Raw genomic sequence first — 23537 nt, 5'->3', positions numbered from 1 at the left:
ACCGGGACGGGGCGCGGGATGGCCGGCGCGGACGCCGCGCCCCTACTGTGTCCTAGCGTTCGCATCGGGCACAGTCAAGGGCGGCGGCGCTTACAGCGTGGGCAGCGCCGTTTTGGTGGCGGCCACCAGCAGGATGTAGGCCACCACCGCCAGCGCGGCGACAAAGGCCAGCCAGCGGGTCTTGGGCGTGGCGCCGTAGCGCAGCGCGATGCTGCCCAGCGCGATGTAGGCGACCAGGCCGGCGATCTTGGCCAGCAGCCAAGGGCTGTGCAGTATCGGCCAGCCGCCCATCACCACCAGCGCGATGGCGCAGGCCAGCAGCAGGGTGTCGATCAGGTGCGGCAGAATGCGCAGCGGCTTGGTCGCCAGCAGGTGTTGCCGGCCGCTCAGCACCAGTCCGCCGCGGGCGGCGAACAGCAGGATGGACAGAAAGGCGAAGCCCATGTGGGCGTGTTTGACGATCAGGTACGGATACATGGCCAGGAGCCCGGGGAGGCGCCGAGGGCGCCGATGCCCGCCATGGTACACGGCGGCGGCGGCGATTTATAGCCGAGGCGGCTGAGCTGCCGCGCATTGGATATGACTTTGGCATTTCCATCCGCCTATTGAATGCTTTCCGGCGCGGGCGGGCATTGATGGCCGTCAAGCGGCAAGCCCGATGGCATGGAAGGGCCGCCAGCGATGCGATGCGGGCGCGGGCGGCGCGCGATGCTACAATCGGGCCATATCCGCATCCGATGACTGCCGCCACCTTCCATGCTGTTTCTCTACCAATCCAACCGTCTGGAGCAACTGGGCGAGCTGTTCTGCGGCATGACCCAGGCGATGCCGCTCGCCGACCCGTTCGCGGCGGAGACGGTGATCGTGCAAAGCCGCGGCATGGGGCGCTGGATCACGCTGGACCTGGCGCGCAAGGCCGGGGTGGCGGCCAATGTCGATTTCGTGCTGCCGGCGGCCTTCGCCTGGCGGCTGATGCAGAAGGTGATGCCGGATTTGCCGAGGAAATCCGCCTTCGTGCCCGAAGTGCTGGCCTGGCGGCTGCTGGCGCTGCTGCCGACGCTGGACGGCGAGCCCTTCGGCCCGGTGCGCCATTACTTGGAAGGCGGCGAGAGCGCAGCTTTCGAGCTGGCCGGCAAGATCGCCGACATTTTCGACCAATACCTGGTGTTCCGCCCCGACTGGATCCGGGCCTGGGAGAGCGGCGCGCTGCTGGGCCTGGGCGAGGACGAAGCCTGGCAGGCGGCGCTGTGGCGTCGGCTGGCCGAGAGCGACCCCGGCCGCCACCGGGTACGGATGCTGGACGAATTCTTCTCCCAGCTCAAAAGCGAGCACCTGCCGGCGCGGGTGACGCTGTTCGGCATCGCCAGCCTGGCGCCGATGTACCTGGCGCTGGTCAAGCGGCTGTCCGAACTGACCGACGTCTGCCTGTTCACCCTCAATCCCTGCGAGGCCTACTGGGGCGACATCGTCGACGCCCGCCGCAAGCTCAGGCTGCGCCAGGCCGGCGACCTGTTCGCCAGCGAAGGCCACCCGCTGCTGGCCTCGCTGGGCAAGCAGGGGCGCGATTTCTTCGAGCTGATCGCCGAGGACGCCGAGCTGGACGCCAAGCCGCTGTTCGCCGCGCCCAAGGGAAGCAGCCTGCTGGCGCGGCTGCAGCGCGATATCCTGGAGCTGAACGACCCGGCCGCCGCGCCAGCGCCGATGGCGGCGGACGATCACTCGGTGCAGCTGCACGCCTGCCACGGTCCGATGCGCGAGCTGGAGGTATTGAAGGACCGGCTGTTGGCGATGTTCGCCGACGACCCCAAGCTCAGCCCGGCCGACGTGGCGGTGCTGACGCCGGACATCAACCGCTACGCGCCGTATATCGACGCGGTGTTCGGCCGCCGCGACGACGCCCCCAATATCCCCTACAGCATCGCCGACCGCCGGGTGGAGCGCGAACAGCCGCTGCTGTCCACCTTCGCCGCGGTGCTGCGGCTGGCCGATTCGCGCTTCGCCGCCGACGCGGTGCTGGCATTGCTGGACAGCCCGGCGCTGCTGGCGCGTTTCGACCTCTCCGAAGCCGATCTGCCCTTCATCCAGGACTGGGTGCGCGACGCCGGCATCCGCTGGGGTCGCGACGCCGGGCACAAGGCGCAGCTGGGCCTGCCGGCCGACCCGCTCTACACCTGGCGCTGGGGGCTGGATAGGCTGCTGCTGGGCACGGTGCTGCCGCCGGCGCTGGCCGGCGACGCCGCCGGCCTGTTCGCCGGGCTGCTGCCCCACGGCGGCGCGCAGGGGCAGTTGGGCGAGGCGCTGGCGCGTTTCGCCAACTGCTACGACGCGCTGGACGCGCTGGCGCGCGAATGGCAAGCCCCGGCTTCGCCGCGGCAATGGGCCGAGCGCCTGCACCAGGCCTGCGAGCGGCTGTTCCTGGCCGATGGCGACGACGAGGCCGCGCTGGAGACGCTGCGCGGCGTCTTCGCCGAACTGGCCGAAGACGCCGAGCTGGCCGGCTTCGACGCCGCGGTGGGCTTGCCGGTGGCGCGCGACTGGCTGCTGCGCCAGCTGGGCGTGGCCTCGGCGCAGGGCTTCCTGTCCGGCGGCGTCACTTTCTGCGCGATGGTGCCGATGCGCTCCATCCCCTTCAAGGCGCTGTGCCTGATCGGCATGAACGACGGCGCCTACCCGCGCGACGAGCGCCCGGTCAGCTTCGACCTGGTGGCGCGCCACCCGCGCCGCGGCGACCGCTCGCGCCGCTTCGACGACCGCTACCTGTTCCTGGAAGCCATTCTGTCGGCGCGGCAGACGCTGTACCTGTCTTATGTCGGCCAGTCGGCGCGCAGCGGCGAAACGCTGCCGCCGTCGCCGCTGGTGGCGGAGTTGATGGATAGCCTGTCGGCGATGTGCGGCGAGGACCTGGCCGCCAGGCTGACGCTGCGCCATCCGCTGCAGCCGTTCGCGCCGCAAGCCTATGACGGCGCCGACGCGCGGCTGGCCAGCTTCGAGCCGGCCTTCGCCGCCGCGCTGGCGGCGCCGCAGGCCGAGCCGCGGCCCTTCCTCGCGCCGCTGCCGCCGGAGGAGCCGGCCAGCGTGCTCAACCTGCACGATTTCATCCGTTTCTGGAAACATCCGCCGCGCGCCTGGCTGGCCGAGCGGCTGGCGATCCGGCTGTCCGGCCGCGAGGACGAGCTGGCCGCGCGCGAGCCGTTCAGCATGGAGGCCGACGCCAGCCGGGCGCTGCGCCAGCAATTGGTGGAGGCGATGCTGCACCGCCGGCCGCAGGCCCCGCTGCGCGAGCGGGCCGCCGCCGCCGGCCTGCTGCCCTGCGGCGAGCTGGGCCAGGCCTGGCTGCAGGAGGAAGGCCGCGCCAGCGTGCGGCTGGCCGGCAGACTGCCGCGCGCGCTGGCGGAGGAAACCCTGCCGCCGCAGCCGGTGCACCTGAGCCTGGGCGGCTTCACCCTGGTGGGGGAGCTGTACGGGCTGCGGCCGGAGGGCCGGCTCAGCTTCATCGTCGGCAAGCTCAACGCCGCCCAGCGCATCGAATTGTGGCTGACTCACCTGATCCTGTGCGCGGCGCGGCCGGCGGGCATCGCCTGCCACAGCGCGGTTTACGACGACGCCGGCAGCACCGCGCTGGCCGATGAGATCGACGCCGCCGGCCTGCTGGCGCCGTGGCTGGCGCGCTGGCGCCAGGGCCAAGCGCAGCCGCTGCCCTTTTTCGGCCGCACCAGCTGGGCCTACGCCGAGGCGCTGGCCAAGGCGCCGGACGCGCGCGAGGCGGCGCTGGCCGCCGCCTGGCAGAAATGGCAACCCGGCTTCGTGCTGGAGGGCGGCATGGCGCAGCGCGACGAGCCGGCGCTGGCGCTGGCCTTCCGCCATCAACAGCCGCTGGACGACCCGCTGTTCGCCCAGCTGGCGGAAACCCTGTTATTGCCGCTGGCCGAGCGCCTGGGCGGAAAAGAGCGATGACGACGATGGAAGCCACGGCGCTGGACGCGCTCAATTGTCCGCTGGGCGGCGTCAACCTGATCGAGGCCTCGGCCGGCACCGGCAAGACCTGGACCATCGCCGCGCTGTTCGCCAGGCTGCTGTTGGAGGACAGCGACGGCCAGCCGCCGCCGACGATAGACCGGCTGCTGGTGGTGACCTACACCAAGGCCGCCACCGCCGAGTTGCGCGAACGCCTGCGCCGCCGGCTGGGCGAGATGCTGGCGGCGCTTGAGGACAAGGCCGGGGGCGACGACTTCCTGCGGGCGCTGGCCGCGCGCTTTCCCGCCGGCGCCGCGCGCGAACTGGCGCGGCAGCGGCTGGCCGCCGCCATCGCCGGTTTCGACGCCGCCGCCATCTATACCATCCACGGCTTCTGCCAGCGGGTGCTGACCGACGCGGCCTTCGAAAGCGGCCAGACCTTCCAGGCCGAACTGATGGAGGACGACGCCGGCCGGCTGGTGGAGATCGTCGACGACTTCTGGCGCCGCCGCATCGTGTCGAAGCCGCTGCTGGCGCAGGTGCTGGTGGAACAGCGCGCCACGCCGGAGCAGTGGTTGGCGGAAATCCGCCCCTATCTGTCCAAGCCCTACCTCAACTTGCAGGCGCCGGACGCCGCCGGCCTAGAGGCCGCGCAGCGGCTGGCGCAAAGCCGCTGGCAGGCGCTGGCGGCCGAACCCGAGCTGGCGGAGGAGGGACTGCGGCTGTTCGCCGAACATGCCGGCTACAAGGGCAATGTCTACAGCGCCGCCATTCTCGAACGCGCGGCGGCGGCGCTGCGCGGCTGGCTGGCGCAGCCGGACGGCCTGCCGGAGCTGGACAGCGACAGCCGCAAGACGCTGGACAAGCTCAGGCCGGAGGCGCTGGCCAAGGGCATGAAGAAGGATTGCGCGCCGCCGGCCCACCCTTTGTTCGAGCGGGTTGACGCCTGGCTCGCGGCCTGGGACGGCTATATGGCGCAGGTGGCCAACTCGCTGGCCGGCCTCAAGCTGGAGCTGATCGCCTGGGCCGATGAAGAGCTGGCGCGGCGGCGCGGCGTCGAGCGCAGCCGCAGCTTCGACGACCTGCTCACCGACCTGGGCGCGGCGCTGGCGCATCCGGACAGCGGCCCGCTGCTGGCGGCCCAGGTGGCGCGCAGCTTCAGCGCGGCGCTGATCGACGAATTCCAGGACACCGACCCCACCCAGTACGCGATCTTCCGCCGCTGCTTCGTCGAGCAGGCGCGGCCGGTGTTCCTGGTCGGCGACCCCAAGCAGGCGATCTACAGCTTCCGCGGTGCCGACATCTTCGCCTACCTGGCCGCCCGCGGCGACGCCGAGCGCCATTACACGCTGGACACCAACCGCCGTTCCGACGCGCCGCTGGTGTCCACCGTCAACGCGCTGTTCGGCCGCGAGCTGCCTTTCCTGATCGAGGGCATCGCCTACCAGCCGGTGGCGGCGCAGCCTTCATCCGGCGGCCGCCTGGAGGTGGAGGACGACCGCGCGCCGTTCAACGCGCAATGGCTGGCCGCCGGGGACAAGGCGTTGAGCAAGGAGGCGGCCGAGGAGGCCGCCGCCGTCGCCTGCGCCAACGAGATCGCCCGCTTGCTGAGCCTGGCAGTCGCCGACCGCGCTTCCATCGTCAAGGGCGATGCGCGCCGGCGCTTGAAGGGCGGCGACATCGCGGTGCTGGTGGCCACCCACAAGCAGGGCGACCGGATCCGGCTGGCGCTGCGCGAACGCGGCGTGGCCAGCGTGGCGCTGACCCAGGAGAGCGTGTTCGCCAGCGTCGAAGCCGGCGAGATGCTGGCGCTGCTGCACGCCTGGGCAGAGCCGGCCAGCGAGTCGCGGCTGCGGCTGGCGCTGGCCACCGAGCTGGGCGGCCTGGATGCCGCCGAACTGAAGGCGCGGCTGGAGGACGAAGCCAGTTGGGAGGCGGAGCTGCTGCGAAACGCCGGCGACCATCAGCGCTGGCGCGAACACGGCTTCATGGCCGCCTGGCGCCATTATTTCGCCCGCGAACAGCTGGCGGCGCGGCTGCTGCCGCTTCCCGACGGCGAGCGCCGGCTGACCAATCTGGGCCACCTGGCCGAGCTGATCCAGCAGGAAAGCGAAAGCCGCCAGGGCATGGCGCCGCTGCTGGCCTGGTTCGCCGCGCGGGTGGCCGACCCGCCGCGCGGCGAGGAGGCGGTGCTGCGGCTGGAGAGCGACGCCGCGCTGGTGAAGATCGTCACCGTGCATACCTCCAAGGGCCTGCAGTACCCGGTGGTGTTCTGCCCCTTCCTGTGGCACGGCGCGCTGGAGCGGCGCGGCGCCAGCTTCTGGAGCTACCACCGCGGCGACGCGCCCTGGCTCGCGCCGGACGTGGTGGCGAACGAGGGCGTGCGGCTGGCGGCGCGCAGCGAGATGCTGGCGGAGAAGCTGCGCTTGCTGTACGTGGCGCTGACCCGCGCGCAGTACCGGCAATACCTGGGCTGGGGCTGGGTCAAGGACATGCAGACCGCGGCGCTGTCCTGGCTGCTGCACGCGCCGGGCGCGGCGGACCTGGCCGCGCTGGAGCAATTGAAGCTGGATGGTCCGGAGGTGGAGGGCCAGCTGCGCGCTTTCGCCGCCGGCCGCGGCGGCGCGATGGCGGTGCTGGCCGACGAGGGCTGGCACGCGCTGGCGGCTGCGGAGGCGGCCGAGCGTCGCTACGCCGCGCGGCCGTTTGCGCGCAAACTGTATACGCCGTGGAAAATCGCCAGCTTCACCTCGCTGACCCACGCGGCCGGCGGCCACCTGGCCGAAGCGCCAGACCACGACCGCGAGCCGCGGCCCGAGCCGGCGTCGCCGACCGAGGCGCCGGCGCGCGACCGCTTCAGTTTTCCGCGCGGGGCCAAGGCCGGCATCTGCCTGCACGAAATCTTCGAGCGCATCAGCTTCGGCGCCGATCCGGCAGCCATCCGCGAGGCGGTGGCGACGGCGCTGGCGCGCCATGGCTTCGGCGAGGAATGGCTGGACGCCGGCTGCGAGCTGATCGTTTCCACGCTGGAGGCGGAGCTGGCGCCGGGCGCGCGCCTGCGCGAGGTGGCGGACGGTAAGCGGCTGATCGAACTGGAATTCACGCTGCCGGTGACGCGGCTGGACGTGGCGGCGCTGATCGCGGCGCTGCAGGACCCGGCGCACGGCCTGGCGGAGCCGCTGCGCCAGGCGGCGGCGGGGCTGGATTTCGCCGCCGTGCAGGGTTTCCTCAAGGGTTTCATTGACCTGGTGTGCGAGATGGGCGGGCGCTTCTACCTGATCGACTACAAGTCCAACCACCTGGGCGGCGAGTTCGGCGATTACCGCGGCGACAGCCTGGCCGCCGCGGTGGCGCGCGAGCACTACTATCTGCAGTACCTGATCTACCTGGTGGCGCTGCGGCGCTACCTGCGCGCGCGCGGCGTCGATTGGGACAGCCGCTTCGGTGGCGTGCGCTACCTGTTTTTGCGCGGCATGGGCGCGGAGGGCGGCGGCGGAATATGGGCCGATGCGCCTTGCGCCGCGCTGCTGGACGCGTTGGACGGCCTGCTGGGCGGGCATTGAATCGTGGAAGGCTCGGTAGTTCTACGCAGTGTGGCCTACCGGGGACTGCAACTAAGCTAAGCAAGGGGATAAGGATGGTGACGCATGTTTGAATCCGCCGAGATCGGCCACCGCATCGACAAGGAAACCTTTCGCAAGATGATGCCCTCGCTGCGAGAGGCATTGCTGGATGTGCAGTACGATTTGAAGGAAAAGGCCGACTTCCCGGTATTGATCCTGATCCACGGTTTCGACGGCGCCGGCCGCGGCGAGACGATGAATCTGATTAACGAGTGGCTGGACCCGCGGCTGATCCACACCGTGGCCTTCGACGCACCCAATGACGAGGCGAGGGCGCGGCCATGGATGTGGCGCTACTGGCGCGAGCTGCCGGCCAAAGGCCGCATCGGCATGTTTTTCGGCTCTTATTATTCCGACACCCTGTTCGACCGGGTGTTCAATCGCAGCGACCGCGACGCCTTCGACCGGCAGATCTTCGACATCCTGCGCTTCGAGCGCATGCTGACGCTGGACGGCGCGGTGGTGTTGAAGTTCTGGTTCCACCTGAGCCGCGACAAGCAGAAACAGCGGCTGAAGCAGCTGGAGCAGGACCAGGCGACCAGCTGGCGCGTCACCAAGAGCGACTGGGAGCACTACGAGCGCTACGACAAGATACGCAAATACGGCGAGCACATGCTCAGGCTGACCAACACCTCGCACGCGCCGTGGATCGTGATAGACGGCGAGGACGCCAATTACCGCAGCCTGACGGTGGCCAACACCATCCTGGAAGCGATGCGCAACCGCATCGGCCAGCCGATGCTGAGCACCGACCGCGTCGAGGCGCCGCCGCTGCTGGCGCCGATAGACAACAAGCTGGTGCTGGACGCGCTGGAGCTGGACCGCAAGCTGGACAAGGACGCCTACCGCGCCAAGCTGGAGCAGCTGCAGGGCCGGCTCAACAAGCTGACGCGCGACGCCCGCTTCGCCCGCCATTCGCTGGTGCTGGTGTTCGAAGGCAACGACGCCGCCGGCAAGGGCGGCAGCATCCGCCGCATCACCCAGGCGCTGGACGCGCGCCGCTACCGGGTGGTGCCGGTGGCGGCGCCGACCCAGGAGGAAAGGGACAAGCCGTGGTTGTGGCGCTTCTGGCGCAATGTGCCGGGCAAGGGCGGCATCACCATCTTCGACCGCAGCTGGTACGGCCGGGTGCTGGTGGAGCGGGTGGAGGGCTTCGCGCCGGAAGCCGATTGGCTGCGGGCGTATTACGAGATCAACGATTTCGAGCACCAGTTGTCGGAAAACGGCGCCATCGTGCTGAAGTTCTGGCTGGCGATCAGCAAGGACGAGCAGCTGCAGCGTTTCAAGGGCCGGGAGGAAACCGGCTTCAAGCGCTTCAAGATCACCGACGAGGACTGGCGCAACCGCGACAAGTGGGATCTTTACCGCCAGGCGGTCAGCGACATGGTCGACCGCACCAGCACCAGCAAGGTGCCGTGGACGCTGGTGGAGGCCAATAACAAGTATTTCGCGCGCATCAAGATATTGACCACCATCTGCGACGCGCTGGAGGCGAGACTGAGTGAATAGGCTGTGCGGTCTGCTGCTGCTGTTGTCGTGCGCGTCGGCGCCGGCGCAAACCCTGCGCGCCGGCGTGGCCAACGACACCACCGAACCCCTGCGCCAGGCGGAGGAGGGCGGCTTGCTGCAAACCTACCGCCAGGCGCTGGCGCTGATCGCCCAGCAAAGCGGCATCCGCTTCCAGCTGGATTACTATCCGACCCAGCGGCTGGAGCAGCTGTTCCAGGTGGGGCGGCTGGACATGGAGGCCGGCGTCAATCCGGCCTGGCGCGCGTTGTCGCCGGTGGCCGGCTTCTACACCCAGCCGTTCGGCGAAGTGGAGTTCGTGTTGTGCCTGCCGCTGGCCAAGGGGAGGACGCCGGCCGCGGAGCTGAAAAGCGGAACGGTGGGCACCTTGCCCGGCCAGCAGTACCCTCTGCTGGAGCCGGCCTTCCAGAGCCAGCGTTTGCGGCGCGACGTGTCCGGCAACGAAGAGGAACTGCTGGACAAGCTGCGCGAAGGCCGGGTGCAGGCGGTGGTGCTGGAGCGCGGCCGCGCGCGCTACTGGAGCCGCCAGACCGAAGGCCGGCGCTGCCAGCCGGGCGAGTCGGCCGGCAGCCTGCCGGTGATGCTGCGCCTGCATCCGCAATACCGCGAGCTGCTGCCCAGGCTGAACCGCGCCATCCAGACCCTGAACGGCCAAGGCAAGCTCAAGCCGCTGTTCGCCGCGAAATAACCGACGCCTGCGCGCAGGCCGCCAACCGCTGACCGCCATATGAATTCCGCCATCTCCCTGTTGCCCGACCAACTTTCCAGCCTGTTCCTGCGGCTGTTTCCCGACGCCGACGACGCGGTGCTGGCGCTGGTGCGCGAGTTGAGCGCCGCCAACCAGGCCGGCCACGTCTGCCTGCCGCTCGCGCATCGCGCCGAGCGCAAAGCCCTGCAGCGCAGCCAGCTGGTCGGCAGGCCCGGCGATTACGCGCCGCTGATCCTGGACGACGCCGGCCGGCTGTATTTCGCCCGCCATTGGCACGATGAAGACATCCTGGCGCGGGACCTGGCCCGGCTGGCCGAGCCGCTGCCGCCGCCGGACGAGTCCGCGCTGGCGGCGCTGCTGGCGCGGCTGTTTCCCGGCGGCGACACCGGGCCGGACCGGCAGAAGCTGGCCGCCGCGCTGGCGGCGCGGCAGCGGCTGATGGTGATTTCCGGCGGGCCGGGCACCGGCAAGACCACGACCGTGGTGCGCTTGCTGGCCCTGCTGGCGGCGCTGTCGCCGCGGCCGCTGGTGATGGCGATGGCGGCGCCCACCGGCAAGGCGGCGGCGCGGCTGTCCGAATCGGTGCGCGGCGCGCGCGACCGGCTGGATGTCGACGAGGCGGTGCGGCGCCAATTGCCGGCGCAGGCGGAAACCCTGCACCGCCTGCTGGGCCTGCGTCCCGGCGCGGAGGCGCCGCGCCATCACGCCGGCAATCCGCTGCCGCTGGACGTGCTGGTGGTGGACGAGGCGTCGATGATAGACCTGGCGCTGATGGCGCGCGCGGTGGCGGCGCTGCCGTCGCAGGCGCGGCTGATCCTGCTGGGCGATCGCGACCAGCTGTCGTCGGTGGAGGCCGGCGCGGTGTTGGGCGAGTTGTGCGGCCGGATCGCCTACCGCGAGGAGACGCGGCAATGGCTGCGGCGGGTGTGCGGCGACAGCCTGCCGGACGACGGCGCGGAAGGCGGACGGCTCACCGATTGCGTGGCCTTGCTGACCCACAGCCACCGCTTCGGCGCCGATTCCGGCATCGGCGAACTGGCGCGCCTGGTCAACGGCGGCGACGGGCGGGGCTCGCTGGATTTGCTGCAGGCGGGCGGCCATCCGGACATCGGCCTGCAGCCGGCGGTGGCGGCCGCGGCGCTATTGGACAAGCGCCGCGGCTATCTGCAGGCGGCGACCGCCGGCGCCGAGCCGGACGCGGTGCAGCGCGCCTTTTCCGCCTTCATGCTGCTGGCGGCGGAGCGGCGCCAGGTGGCGGACTGCAACCGCGAGCTGGAGCGGCAGCTGGAGCTGGCCGGATTGAAGCAGCCGGGACGGGACTGGTATGCCGGCCGGCCGGTGATGATAGCCGAGAACGATTACGGCCTGGGCCTGTTCAACGGCGACATCGGTTTCGCGCTGCCGCGCGCCCAGGGGCTGCGGGTGGTGTTCCCGGCGGGCGACGGAGGCTGGCGCGAATTCGCCCCCGGCCGGCTGCCGGCGCACGACACGGTTTTCGCGATGACGGTTCACAAGAGCCAGGGCTCGGAGTACGACGAAGTGTGGCTGCAATTGCCGTCGCAGCCGGGCGCGCTGCTGAACCGGGCCTTGTTGTACACCGCCATCACCCGGGCGCGCCAGCGCTTCGCCGCGGCGGGAAGCGGGGAGGTGTGGCTGCGCGGCGTCGAGCTGGCGCCGCAGCGCCATTCCGGCCTGGCCGACCGCCTGCGCTGAGGCGCGATGGCCGGAATGCAACACTTGCCGGCTTTGTGCGCCCAAGGATAGTCAAGCCGGATCAGACATCCTAATATGCAGCCTTCCCGGAAAAACCGCAGGGGGAGTCGTCATGCAGGTGGATGCCGTATTGGGCTATCTGGACAAGGTAAGCCGTTTCGATGCGCAACAGTTCACGCCGCTCTACATCGGCACCGAGCGCATGGGTTGCGTCAACGCGCAATGGAAGGAGCGCTTGCTCCGGCACGAGGCGGCGCTGTTCGAGGAAAACTATCAGGGCATGCTCTGCCGGCTTGACGGCAGCTACCGCAGCATCAGCCATGCGCTGGCGCAGGCGGCGCGGCGCTGGCAGCAGGCCGGCTGGCTCAACGGCTGGCGCAACGAGAATTTCACCGCCTTTCGCCATGACGGCTCCGCTTATTTCGAGCTGGAGCGCGCGGCTTTCCGCCCGCTGGGCCTGACCAGCCGCGCGGTCCACGTCAACGGTCTGTGCCGGCTGGACGATGGCGAAATCCGGATGTGGGTGGGGCGGCGCAGCCCGCACAAGGCGGTGGACCCCAACCGCATGGACAATCTGGTGGGCGGCGGCGTGGCCGCCGGCGAGACGCTGGAGCTGGCGTTGGAGCGCGAGGGCTGGGAAGAGGCCGGCATCGCGCGCGAGGCGTTGCTGGGCTTGCGGCCGGAGTCGCTGCTGCTGGCCGAGCGGCCGGTGGCGCGCGGGCTGCACCGGGAATGGCTGCATGCCTACGATCTGTGGCTGCCGCAGGGGCAGCGGCCGGCTTGTCAGGACGGCGAGGTGGCCGAGCATCTGTTGCTGCCGCTGGCCGAGGTGGAGCAGCTCTTGGTGGCGGAGCGCTTCATGATAGACGCCGCGCTGGTCAGCCTAGACTGTTTGTGCCGGCTGGGTTACTGGCAGCAGGGCAACGGCCAGGTGGCGGCGGCGCTCGCGCGGATACGCCACGGGCAGTCACGCGATCTGGCGACGCCGGCCTAAACGGCGCTTGTTCGGCGCGGTGTGATGCGCAACGAGAAAACCCGGCCGAAGCCGGGTTTTCGCTTATTCGGGCCTGGCATGCGCTTTGCTCACTTCCCCTGTAGGCAGGCGGGTTCGCCATCTCGCTGTTATGTATGAATTATTGACGTATTTTTCTGGTTTTTTACAGAAACATGACAATAGTTTCTGTCAAATAAACTCATGTAGAATGGGCTTGAGGAAATGCATTTAGTATAAAAACTTCAATCACGCCGTTTTATCTTGAGACAATAATAATGTATCGGTTGAAACTGATCTCTCCGGATTTCGGCATAGACGACAGCGGTCCGCTGCACCCCACCCAGGAGCAGGCGCGCAGGGCCGCCGAATTGATGCTGCAGGTCTACAAGGGGCGCGTGCGGGCCGAGGTGCACAAGGTGGACCTGAAGGCCAGGACCTCGGAGAAGCTGGAGGAGGTCTACGTCAAAATGGTGCCGATGGCATGATGCGCCGGAATGCGCCGCCGCCCAGCCGGAATCGGCGCTTTTTTTCGGCTCAAGGGCAACTTTCCCATTGCGAACCAGGCTAGGATACGCTACCGTCATCGCTCCACTTGAACCCCTTATCCGGAACCGGCTTGGTTCCAGACAATGGAGCGATCTTTATGTTTTCCTGGTTTGAACGCCGGATATCTCCCTATCCGGACACGCCTCCGGCCCAGCCTCCGCAGGGCTTCTTTTCCTTCATCTGGTTCTGCACCCAAGGTTTGCGCGGCCTGATCCTGTGCATGACGCTGCTGACCGCCTGCATCGGCGCTTTCGAAGCCTTGCTGTTCTCGATGCTGGGATCGGTGGTGGATTGGCTGTCCAAGGTCCCGCCTGATCAACTGCTGCAACGCGAGAGCGGCCACTTATGGCTGTTGGCGGCCATCCTGCTCGGCAGCGTGCTGCTGGTGGCGCTGCAGGCGATGAGCAAGTACCAGGGCCTGTTCTCCAACTTTCCGATGCGGCTGCGCTGGAATTTCCACCGCCACCTGCTGGGGCAGAGCCTCAGCTTCTACCAGGACGAATTCGCCGGCCGGGTGTCGGCCAAAGTGATGCAGACCGCGCTGGCGGTGCGCGACACCGTGCTGATCATCACCGACATCCTGGTGTTCGTGGTGATCTACTTCGTCACCATGATCGCGGTGCTCGGCCATTTCGACGCCCACCTGCTGCCGCCTTTCCTCGGCTGGCTGGCGTTCTACGTCGCCACGCTGTGGTTCTTCGTGCCGCGGCTGGGCAAGGCCGCCAGCCGCCAGGCCGACGCGCGCAGCCTGATGACCGGCCGCATCACCGACGCCTACACCAATATCGCCACCGTGAAGCTGTTTTCGCATGGCCAGCGCGAGGCGCGCTTCGCCAAGGGCGCGATGCAGGAGTTCCTGGCCACCGCCTACCGCCAGATGCGCCTGGTCAGCGGCTTCGAGATCGTCAACCAGCTCAGCAGCATGCTGCTGATCGGCGTCACCGCCGGCTCGGCCTTGTGGCTGTGGAGCCAGGGCCAGGTCGGCATCGGCGCGGTGGCCGCCTCCAGCGCGATGGCGCTGCGGCTGAACGGCATCTCGCACTGGATCATGTGGGAGATGTCCAGCCTGTTCGAGAACATCGGCACGGTGCAGGACGGCATCTCCACCTTGTCGCGCAAGGTGGCGGTGGTGGACAAGCCGGACGCGGTCAAGCTGCAGGTGCCGCGCGGCGAGATCCGCTTCGACAATGTCGACTTTGCCTATGGCGGCGCCAGGAACGTGATCAGCGGGCTGAACCTGACGATACGGCCGGGCGAGAAGATCGGCCTGGTCGGCCGCTCCGGCGCCGGCAAGTCCACCATCGTCAATCTGCTGCTGCGCTTCTACGATCTGGACGGCGGCCGCATCCTGATCGACGGCCAGGATATCGCCGACGTCACTCAGGACAGCCTGCGCGGCAAGGTGGGCATGGTGACTCAGGACACCTCGCTGCTGCACCGCTCGGTGCGCGAAAACCTGCTGTACGGCCGTCCCGACGCCGACGACGCGGACATGGTCGCCGCGGCGCGCCGCGCCGAGGCCGACGATTTCATCCAGACGCTGACCGATCCGAAGGGCCGCGTCGGATACGACGCCCATGTCGGCGAGCGCGGCGTCAAGCTGTCCGGCGGCCAGCGCCAGCGCATCGCCATCGCCCGGGTGATGTTGAAGGACGCGCCTATCCTGCTGCTGGACGAAGCCACCAGCGCGCTGGACTCCGAAGTGGAAGCGGCGATCCAGAGCAGCCTGTACCGGCTGATGGAAGGCAAGACCGTGGTGGCGATCGCCCACCGGCTGTCCACCATCGCGGCGATGGACCGCTTGATCGTGCTGGACCGCGGTTGCGTGGTGGAGGAGGGCAGCCATCAGCAGCTGCTGGCCCGCGGCGGCCTGTATGCCAGGCTGTGGTCGCACCAGAGCGGCGGCTTCCTCGGCGAAGAGGACGACGATCAGGACGAGCAAGTCTCGTTGATGGGATGATGTGAACCGACCCCTGCCGCAGCCGCCGCAGGGGTTTTTTCTGCATGGTCGAGAGGGGCGCGCGATGGACGGCGCGGGCTGAATGTGCCGGGGGAGAACATGTCGATCCCTGGTTCGAGGTCTGGAAACAGAAGTGAAGCTGCCGGACACTAGCCTGATCGATGACTTTTCTACTCGGCGCCCGCGCCTGGCCGGCGCAACCACGCTGACGGGGGAAAGGGATTTTTTGCGGGGGACGGGTCATGCCGCCTGTCGCTTATGGCGATTCATCGCCTATCATCCGACATATGGCGGCAGCGATCAGCGCGTCGAGTTTTTCTGGCGGTGAGGGCCGCGTCGCAGCGCCGATGGCGGGATGTCGGACGATTTTTCGCTGGCGTCTGCCTGGCTGGTGACGACGCAAGGTTTGTCCAATGGGGCGGGGGGGCAAAAAGCGTTGCAGAACGACATCATTTAAGTTGGCGAATCGCGACGCCAAGCTGATCCAAATCAAGTTTCCGCTCAAAAAAAAAGCTTGATGCGGATGCGTCAAGGCCGCTTCTGGCCAAAAGACCGGTGCTTCCGGCAATTTTGCGGTTTATGGACGGAAAGGGAAATGAAATGCGAAACGATGCGGAAAAAATAAAAGGTTTGCAGCGGTACGCTTGCAAACCCTTGATTTTGTTGGCGCACCCGACAGGGATCGAACCTGTGACCTTCAGCTTCGGAAACTGACACTCTATCCAACTGAGCTACGGGTGCGCTGCAGAACTGCTATCAACCGACGCATCATACCTCAATTAGTTAATCCGAGTCCAGAGTATGGTTTTTTGCCTTGCGTACATGCATACCTTATAATCAACCGGTTTTAATTGTCATTTTTTCAGGCGAGGCTTGGGATGAGTAATGAGAACGGAATGGCCCCCGGCCAGATCATAAAGGTTCTGGTCAGCATCGTTGTCTTTCTTGTCGTGGCGATTTGGCTTCTGGCCAAACTGGCGACCAGTGGTTTCAATGTGGATGCCGAGGTGATGACCAAGGAGGCGGTCGCCGCTCGTCTGAAGCCTGTCGGCGAATCCAGAGCCAGCGACGCGCCGCCGGGCATGCGCACCGGCGAGCAGGTGTACAAGGGCATCTGCATTTCCTGTCATGGCGCGGGCTTGGCGGGTTCGCCCAAGTTCGGCGACGCCGGCGCTTGGGCGCCGCATATCGCCAAGGGCTGGGAGACGCTGGTGGATCACGCGCTGCACGGCTTCAACGCGATGCCGGCCAAGGGCGGCGCAACCGACCTGACCGATGACGAAGTGAAGCGCGCGGTCGCCTATATGGGCAATGCCGGCGGCGCCAAGTTCACCGAGCCTGCGGTGGGCGGCGCGGCGGGCGCCACGGCCGCCGCCGACCCGGCGGTGGTGGGCAAGAAGATTTATGACACCGTGTGCACCACCTGCCATGCGGCAGGCATAGCCGGCGCGCCGAAGTTCGGCGACAAGGCGGCCTGGGCGGTCAGGCTGAAGCCGGGTTTGGACGAAGCGGTGAAAATCGCCACCAAGGGCCTGAACGCGATGCCGCCGAAGGGCGGCTACACCGGCAGCGACGCCGAGTTTCGCGCCGCGGTGGAGTATATGGTCAATAACTCCAAGTAAACCCGGCCGCCAGACGCGAAACACCCCGCCGCAGCGGGGTGTTTTTTTATGTCCGCTGGTTGGCGGAGAAATGTCAATAAATGTGACCGGATAGAAAGGACAGGTGGCAACCGGCCGGAGTTGCGGCATCATTAGCTCATCTGATTGACCGGTTAGCGGTTCAGGCTTGCCAGTCAGGTGAGGTTCCCCAGCCTCGCTTCACCCAGAGATGTTCCTCATTCTTCTTTATGGCGCCTTTCGGCGCCATTTTTCTTTTGGCGGACGCTGCGCGCTTCTGTTGGGGCTCACTGTGCCGGCGGCTCCCCGGACTTGTCCTTGCTGGCCAGCATCGCGGTCAGGCTGGCCAGCTTGCTCTTGCCCTCGCTCTTGCTGACCAAAGGCTCGGCGCCGGGCTTGCCGAAGTGGCGCAGATCCTCGCCGTCGATTTCGTTGATGAAGCGCGACGGTTCGATGAACTGCCATTCGCCGGCGCGGCGGCGCTTGACGCAGTAGCTCAATGTCAGGCTGCGCTGCGCGCGGGTGATGCCGACGTACATCAGCCGCCGCTCTTCCTCCACCATGCCGTTGTCCACCGATTCGCTGTGCGGCAGGATGCCTTCCTCGCAGCCGACCAGAAACACATGCGGGTACTCCAGCCCCTTGGACGCGTGCAGCGTGGACATCTTCACCGCGTCCACCTCGCCTTCGTCGCGGCCTTCCAGCATGGTGATCAGCGCGATGGTCTGGGTCAGCTCGATCAGGTTCTTGCCGTCGGCCTCGCCCTTTTTCGCCAGCCAGCCCACCATGTCCAGCATGTTCTTCCACTTGGTTTCGGCGATCTTGGGGCTGTCCTCGCTGTCGTACAGCCAGGCTTCGTAGCCTATCGCCTGCAACAGCTCCAGCGACAGCTGGCCTGCCGGCTCGCGGGTGGCGCGGTACTGCAGTTGGTTGATGAATTCGCAGAATTGCTCCAGCGGCGCCAACTGGGCGGCCTGGATCTGCACCCGCAGGCCGGCATCATGGGCGGCGGCGAACAGGCTCTTGCCGTACTGGCCGGACCAGGCGCCCAGCTTTTCCAGCGTGCCGGCGCCGACGCCGCGCTTGGGCGTGGTGATGGCGCGGATGAAGGCCGGGTCGTCGTCGGGGTTGGTGATCAGGCGCATGTAGGACAGCAGGTCCTTGATCTCCGGCTTGTCGAAGAAGCTCTGGCCGCCCGCCATCTGGTAGGGGATGCGTTGGTTGCGCAGCGATTGCTCGAAGATGCGCGCCTGGTAGTTGCCGCGGTAGAGGATGGCGTAGTCCTTGAAGTCGGTGCGGTGCTCGAACTTGTGGGCCAGCAGGCGCTGCACCACGGTTTCCGCCTCGTGCTCCTCGTCCTTGCATTGCACCACGTGTATCGGCTCGCCCAGGCCCAGCTCGCTCCACAGCTGCTTTTCGAACAGCTTGGGGTTGTTGGAGATCACGCTGTTGGCGGCGCGCAGGATGCGGGCGGTGGAGCGGTAGTTCTGCTCCAGCTTGATCACCTTCAATGCCGGGAAGTCCTGCTGCAGCAAGCGCAGGTTTTCCATATTGGCGCCGCGCCAGGCGTAGATGGACTGGTCGTCGTCGCCCACCGCGGTGAACAGGCCGCGCACGCCGGCCAGCAGCTTCACCATCTGGTACTGGCAGGTGTTGGTGTCCTGATATTCGTCCAGCAGCAGGTAGCGCAGCTTGCCCTGCCATTTCAGCAGCACTTCAGGGTGGGTGCGGAACAGCTGCACCGGCAGCCGGATCAGGTCGTCGAAGTCCATCGCCTGGTAGGCGGTGAGGGTGTCCTGATAGGCGAGGTAGGTGCGGGCGCAGACGCTCTCCCACTGGCCATCCGCGCTCACCATCATGTCGTCCGCGGTTTTCAGGTCGTTTTTCCACAGCGAGATCTGGCTTTGCACCTTGCGGATCTCGTCCTTGGAAGTGGTGTTCAGGATGTCGGCGATGATCTTGCCGGCATCGTAGGCGTCCAGGATGGAGAACTGGGTCTTGTAGCCCAGGTGCGGCGCCTCCTGCCGCAGGATGTGCATGCCCAGCGAGTGGAAGGTGGAGACGGTGATGCCGCGGATCTCGGCCGGCGTCATCAGCTTGCTCACCCGCTCCAGCATTTCGCGCGCGGCCTTGTTGGTGAAGGTGATGGCGGCGATGTGTCGCGCCGGGATGCCGCCTTCGCGCACCAGATGGGCGATCTTGTAGGTGATCACCCGGGTTTTGCCGGATCCGGCGCCGGCGAGCACCAGCAGCGGGCCGTCTAGGTAATGGATGGCCGCGCGTTGCGGCGGATTGAGCAGGGGTGCGGACATGGCGGTGGCGCCCGGGCGGGCGTAGCAAATCGGTAATCAGGACCGTGCATTGTAGCATGCGGTATCATGGCTCATCGCGGATGGGCGGCAATCCCGATCCGCTTCTCAGGGAAAGAACATGGCCATCTACGCAATCGGCGACATCCAGGGGTGTTTCGCGCCGTTCCAGCAGCTGCTGCGGCAAATCGACTTCAATCCCGGCAAGGATACCTTGTGGCTGACCGGAGACCTGGTCAACCGCGGCCCGCAGTCGCTGGACGTGCTGCGCTGGGTCTATCAGCACCAGGACCAGGTGGAGATGGTGCTGGGCAATCATGATCTGCATCTGCTGGCGGTGTCGGAAGGCTTCGGCAAGCTGCATCGCGACGACACCATAGGCGATATTCTCAATGCCGCCGACGGCAAGGTGCTGCTGGACTGGCTGCGTTGCCAGCCGATGATGCTGGAGGGACAGGGCTATGCGATGGTGCACGCCGGCCTGTTGCCGGAGTGGAGCATCTCCAAGTCGCTCCGGCTGGCGGAGGAGGTCGAGTTCGGCTTGTCCGGCGCGCGCCACCGCGAGTTTCTCGGCCGTTTGTACGGCAACAAGCCGGTGCGCTGGAGCGATGATCTGAAAGGGGCTGACCGCTTGCGGCTGATCGTCAACGTGATGACGCGGATGCGTTTCCTGACCCGCGACGGCGAGCTCGACCTGAGCTACAAGGGCGAGCTGGACGGCGCGCCGGCCAACCTGATTCCGTGGTTCGAGGCGCCGAACCGCCGCCATGGCGGCACGCCCATCGTCTGCGGCCACTGGTCAGCGCTGGGGGTGCATCTGGACGATGATGTGCTGGCGATAGACTCCGGCTGCCTGTGGGGCGGCAGCCTGTCGGCGCTGCGGCTGGATGACAGGCAGCTGTTTTCTCTGCCATGCCCGGCTTACCGGGAGATTTTGCTTCCCGCCGGCAGATAAATAAAGTTTTACGGAAGCTGGTGCGAGGCTGGCCTTGTTGTCATAATTGCGCCCTCCGCCAGCTTTCACCTTCAGCATGAGCTATCTGTCCATTGAATTCGCCCTGGCATTTGTCGGCTTTTTCGCCGCCTACTGGGGCTGCCGCCGCATGCCCAGCTTGCAGAACTTGCTGCTGCTGGTCGCCAGCTACCTGTTCTACATCAAGCTGGACTGGCGCTTCGCCGCCATCCTGGCCTGCTACACGCTGGTCCAGCATGCTCTGAGCCGCAAGATGCTGGCCTCGGCCCATCCGCGGCGCTGGCTGCAATTGGCGCTGGCCCTGGCGGTGTTCAATCTGGCCCTGTTCAAGTATTTCGACTTTTTCCGCGAAAGCGCGCAGGCCGGCCTGCACGCGCTGGGGATATCGGCGATGCTGCCGGCGCTGGACATCCTGATGCCGGTGGGGATTTCTTTCTATACCTTCCAGTCGGTCAGCTATCTGGTTTCGGTGTACCGCAAGGAGATGGCGCCGGCGCGCCTGCCGCAGTTCGCGCTGTTCCTGGTGTTTTTCCCCACCTTGCTGGCTGGGCCGATCTGCCGCGCGCGCGACCTGCTGGAGCAATTGCGCAGCCCGGCTCTGCGCCAGGCGGCGAATTTCGACCGCGCGCTGGGCCTGATCGTGCTGGCCTTGCTGAAGAAGCTGTGGCTGGCCGGCTGGCTGGCCAGCGCCTGGGTCGACCCGGTATTCGCCGCGCCGGACACCTTCCATACGCTGGAAGTGTGGGCGGCGTTCTATGCCTACGCGCTGCAGATTTACCTGGACTTCTCCGGCTATACCGACCTGGTCACCGCGCTGGCGCTGCTGCTGGGCATCCAGCTGCCGCGCAATTTCGACAGTCCCTACCTGGCGCTCAACCTGCGCGATTTCTGGCGGCGCTGGCATATTTCGCTGTCCAGCTGGATCCGCGACTACATCTATATTCCGCTGGGCGGGAACCGTGGCGGCTTCGCCCGCGGCCAGGCGAATCTGCTGGCGGCGATGCTGTTGTCCGGCCTGTGGCACGGCGCCAGCCTGAAGTATCTGGCGTGGGGGGCGATGCATGGCCTGGGCGTGGTGGGGCTGAACATCGGCGACAAACTGTGGCGGCGCGACGGCGTCAGCCAGCGCTGGCCGTGGCTGGCGCGGCTGATCACCTTCCACTACGTCTGCCTGGCCTGGGTGTTCTTCCGCGCCCAGTCGCTGGATGAGGCGATGGACTTTCTGCGCGCGATGGCTGGCACCGGCCAGACGCTGACGCTGAACGCGCCGGGCCTGCTGTTGCTGCTGGCCTTGTGGCTGGCGGCGCTGCCCAGGCTGGCGCCGCTGCGCGAACGCTGCATCGTCCAGTTGGCGGCCTTGCCCTGGTGGGGCAAGCCGCTATTGCTCAGCGCCTGCGCGCTGCTGGTGATTTCGCTGGCGCCGTCGGGCATTCCCGCCTTCATTTACTACCAATTCTGATCGTCCGCCATGCTAGCCGCCTATCCGCACCGCCGCATCCTCGTCATCCTGCTCAGCTCCATGCTGCTGCTGTTCTGGGTGGAACAGGCCGCCATCAATGCTTACTGGCGGCAGACTTTCCATAGTCCCAGCCTGCTGGAGAAGCTGGAGGAACTGTCGCCGTGGCGCGAGGGCGGCGAATTGGGCGGCGGCCTGCGCCAGCAAAGCGTGGCTTTGCAGCAACAGGTGGGCATGTGGGACCGCCGGATGGTGGAGCGTTTGAACGCCTGCTGCCTGGCCCAGACGCCCGCGCCGGTTGCCGCTGCCGCCAAGAAGCCGCCGCAGGCTTCGGCGCCGGCCGCCGCCGCCAAGGCGCTGGATCCCCGGCTGGCGTTGCAGCCGGGCCTGCCGGTGTTGCTGGCCGGCGATTCCATGATGCAGGGGGTGGCGCTGCATTTGCTGCCGCCGCTGTTCCGCCAGCACCAGGTGAAGGCGATAGACGTCAGCAAGCAGAGCACCGGCCTCACCTATCCGGACTTCTTCAACTGGCCGGCTACCATAGAGCGGCAATTGACGGCCAATCCCAAAGTACAGCTGCTGGTGATGTTCATCGGCGCCAATGATACTTGGGACATGGTAGGCGGCAGCCATTACATCCGCTTCGCCTCGCCGGAGTGGGAGCAGCGTTACCGCGAGCGCATCCGCAGCATTTACGCGAGCGCGAATAAACGCAAGATCAAGGTGTTGTGGCTGGGCCTGCCCAATATGGGCCGGGACAAGCTGAACGACGGCGCGCACTACTTGAACCGCTTGTACCGCGAGGAAGCCGCGGCCGCCGGCCAGCGCTTCATCGCCACCCGCGAGGTGCTGGGCAGCCGCGACGACAGTTTCAACAAATTCATGACATTGCCCGACCAGGGCGAGGTGGCGGTGCGCACCGCCGACGGCGTGCATTTCACCCGGCAAGGCCAGCTGCTGCTGGCGCGCCGCGTCCTGGCGGAATTGAGGTTTGAATGACAGCTAAATTCATTGTGGGCTGGCTGCTGGCCGGCGCGCTGGCGGGCCAGGCCCAGGCCGCGCCGGTGCAGGATTTCGGCGAACCCAACCTGAGCCGGCTGGCGGCGCGCCTGAGCTTGCAGGCTGATGCGCAGCAGCCAGTGCGCATCATCCAGTTCGGCGATTCGCATACCGCCGCCGACTACCTCAGCGGCGAGTTGCGCGCGCGGCTGCAAGCCCGTTTCGGCGACGCCGGCATAGGCTGGCTGCCGCCGCTCAACGTGCCGGGCCAGCGCAACGCGCTGGGGCTGGTGCGCAGCGAGGGCTGGAGCCTGCGTAACAGCCGCCGCGACGACGACCCCGACTTTCCGCTGGGCGGCTACATCGGCGCGGCGCAGCGTCCGGGCGCGCTGGTGAGCGTGCAGGCCCGCGCCGCGGACAATAGCTTGTGGCGGGTGCGGGTCTGGCTGCGCCAGGCAAGCGACGCGGCATCGCTGACTGTGGACGACGGCAATGGGCCGCGGCGCATCCAGGCCGCCGCCGGCGCCGGCTGGCAGCGGGTGGAAATGAAGCTGAAGCTGCCGTTCACGCTGCGGGCGGACAGCCTGCCGGCGCCGGAACTGGGCGGGTTCGAACTGGAAAAGCTGGCGCCGGGAGTGGTGCTGGACAGCGTAGGCAGCAATGGCGCCGAACTGGCGCTATGGCGGCGCTGGGGCGGAATATGGGGCCGGCAGATGGCAGCGCGCGACGCCGACCTGGTGATCCTGGCCTACGGCACCAACGAGGCTTTCGACGCCAAATTGGACCTGGACGAATACCGCGCCACCTTGCAGGGCGCCATCGGCCTGGTGCGAGCGCAGCTGCCGCAGGCTGCCATTCTGCTGCTGGGCGCGCCTGACTCCGCGCGCCGCAAGGGCGGGGCGGTCAGTCAGGAATGCGCGGGGCCCAAGCGTCCGCTGATGCTGGCAGCGGTGCAGCAGACGCAGCGCCAGTTGGCGCGCGACAATCATCTGTTGTATTGGGATTGGGAGCAGGCGATGGGCGGGCCGTGCAGCATGCGGCTGTGGCAGCAGCACCAGCTGGGCCGGCCCGATCTGGTGCACTTCACCGCGCCGGGCTACACCCGCCTGGCTGACGACCTTTACCTGAACCTGATGCAGCGCCTGGGGCGCTGAC

Annotated in this window: 16 protein-coding genes and 1 tRNA gene; 14 read left to right on the top strand and 3 right to left on the bottom strand. The window is 67.4% G+C overall.

Going from position 1 to position 23537, the window contains the following annotated elements:
- Positions 1-90: 90 nt before the first annotated feature.
- A complete protein-coding gene (locus MY55_RS15165) occupies positions 91-477 on the bottom strand; it encodes a SirB2 family protein (protein ID WP_047236623.1) in 387 nt (128 codons plus the stop codon).
- 279 nt (positions 478-756) lie between these two features.
- On the opposite strand from MY55_RS15165, the gene recC reads away from it, so the two are divergent.
- The 9 genes from recC to MY55_RS23615 all read left to right on the top strand — a co-directional run bounded on the left by recC (position 757) and on the right by MY55_RS23615 (position 15354).
- A complete protein-coding gene (gene recC, locus MY55_RS15160) occupies positions 757-3954 on the top strand; it encodes an exodeoxyribonuclease V subunit gamma (RefSeq protein ID WP_065202620.1) in 3198 nt (1065 codons plus the stop codon).
- Positions 3951-7517, top strand: a complete 3567-nt coding sequence (gene recB, locus MY55_RS15155; RefSeq protein WP_244270689.1) for an exodeoxyribonuclease V subunit beta — start codon at positions 3951-3953, stop codon at positions 7515-7517. Before recC ends, recB begins: the two co-directional genes overlap by 4 nt.
- Before the next feature lie 84 nt (positions 7518-7601).
- A complete protein-coding gene (gene pap, locus MY55_RS15150) occupies positions 7602-9086 on the top strand; it encodes a polyphosphate:AMP phosphotransferase (protein WP_047236622.1) in 1485 nt (494 codons plus the stop codon).
- The gene (locus MY55_RS15145; RefSeq protein ID WP_043573297.1) at positions 9079-9792 is read left to right on the top strand and encodes a substrate-binding periplasmic protein; all 714 of its coding nucleotides are present in this window, start codon (positions 9079-9081) and stop codon (positions 9790-9792) included. Before pap ends, MY55_RS15145 begins: the two co-directional genes overlap by 8 nt.
- Positions 9793-9831: 39 nt before the next feature.
- Positions 9832-11526 (top strand): exodeoxyribonuclease V subunit alpha, encoded by a 1695-nt coding sequence (recD, locus tag MY55_RS15140; RefSeq protein ID WP_047236621.1) that lies wholly within the window; start codon positions 9832-9834, stop codon positions 11524-11526.
- A 112-nt stretch (positions 11527-11638) separates the two neighbouring features.
- Positions 11639-12520: an NUDIX hydrolase gene (locus tag MY55_RS15135; RefSeq protein WP_047236620.1), complete on the top strand. Its 882-nt coding sequence runs from the start codon at positions 11639-11641 to the stop codon at positions 12518-12520.
- 275 nt (positions 12521-12795) lie between these two features.
- Complete coding sequence (locus MY55_RS15130; protein ID WP_043573301.1) at positions 12796-13005, top strand: hypothetical protein; 210 nt, start codon at positions 12796-12798, stop codon at positions 13003-13005.
- A 158-nt stretch (positions 13006-13163) separates the two neighbouring features.
- Positions 13164-15026: an ABC transporter ATP-binding protein gene (locus tag MY55_RS15125; protein WP_043573303.1), complete on the top strand. Its 1863-nt coding sequence runs from the start codon at positions 13164-13166 to the stop codon at positions 15024-15026.
- Between the two features lie 133 nt (positions 15027-15159).
- Complete coding sequence (locus tag MY55_RS23615; protein ID WP_157889332.1) at positions 15160-15354, top strand: hypothetical protein; 195 nt, start codon at positions 15160-15162, stop codon at positions 15352-15354.
- Positions 15355-15690: 336 nt separating this feature from the next.
- Here MY55_RS23615 and MY55_RS15120 read toward each other — a convergent pair.
- Positions 15691-15767, bottom strand: a tRNA-Arg gene (locus MY55_RS15120).
- Positions 15768-15904: 137 nt separating this feature from the next.
- Here MY55_RS15120 and MY55_RS15115 point away from each other — a divergent pair.
- Positions 15905-16648: a c-type cytochrome gene (locus MY55_RS15115; protein ID WP_047236618.1), complete on the top strand. Its 744-nt coding sequence runs from the start codon at positions 15905-15907 to the stop codon at positions 16646-16648.
- Between the two features lie 284 nt (positions 16649-16932).
- On the opposite strand, the gene MY55_RS15110 is transcribed toward MY55_RS15115, so the two are convergent.
- Positions 16933-18957: a UvrD-helicase domain-containing protein gene (locus MY55_RS15110; RefSeq protein ID WP_043573308.1), complete on the bottom strand. Its 2025-nt coding sequence runs from the start codon at positions 18955-18957 to the stop codon at positions 16933-16935.
- 118 nt (positions 18958-19075) lie between these two features.
- Between MY55_RS15110 and MY55_RS15105 the strand changes: the two genes are divergently transcribed.
- The 4 genes from MY55_RS15105 to MY55_RS15090 all read left to right on the top strand — a co-directional run bounded on the left by MY55_RS15105 (position 19076) and on the right by MY55_RS15090 (position 23536).
- On the top strand, positions 19076-19909 hold the full coding sequence (locus MY55_RS15105) for a symmetrical bis(5'-nucleosyl)-tetraphosphatase (protein WP_043573311.1): 834 nt from the start codon (positions 19076-19078) through the stop codon (positions 19907-19909).
- Positions 19910-19985: 76 nt separating this feature from the next.
- Complete coding sequence (locus MY55_RS15100; RefSeq protein WP_047236617.1) at positions 19986-21386, top strand: MBOAT family O-acyltransferase; 1401 nt, start codon at positions 19986-19988, stop codon at positions 21384-21386.
- 9 nt (positions 21387-21395) lie between these two features.
- Positions 21396-22382 carry an SGNH/GDSL hydrolase family protein gene (locus tag MY55_RS15095; RefSeq protein WP_043573316.1) on the top strand — a complete coding sequence of 329 codons (987 nt, stop codon included), beginning with the start codon at positions 21396-21398 and terminating at the stop codon, positions 22380-22382.
- Positions 22379-23536 (top strand): SGNH/GDSL hydrolase family protein, encoded by a 1158-nt coding sequence (locus MY55_RS15090; protein WP_081284706.1) that lies wholly within the window; start codon positions 22379-22381, stop codon positions 23534-23536. Before MY55_RS15095 ends, MY55_RS15090 begins: the two co-directional genes overlap by 4 nt.
- Position 23537 lies beyond the last annotated feature (1 nt).

Source organism: Chromobacterium subtsugae (genome assembly GCF_001676875.1).
Lineage (GTDB): Bacteria > Pseudomonadota > Gammaproteobacteria > Burkholderiales > Chromobacteriaceae > Chromobacterium > Chromobacterium subtsugae.
This window is presented reverse-complemented; position numbering and strand designations above follow the sequence as displayed.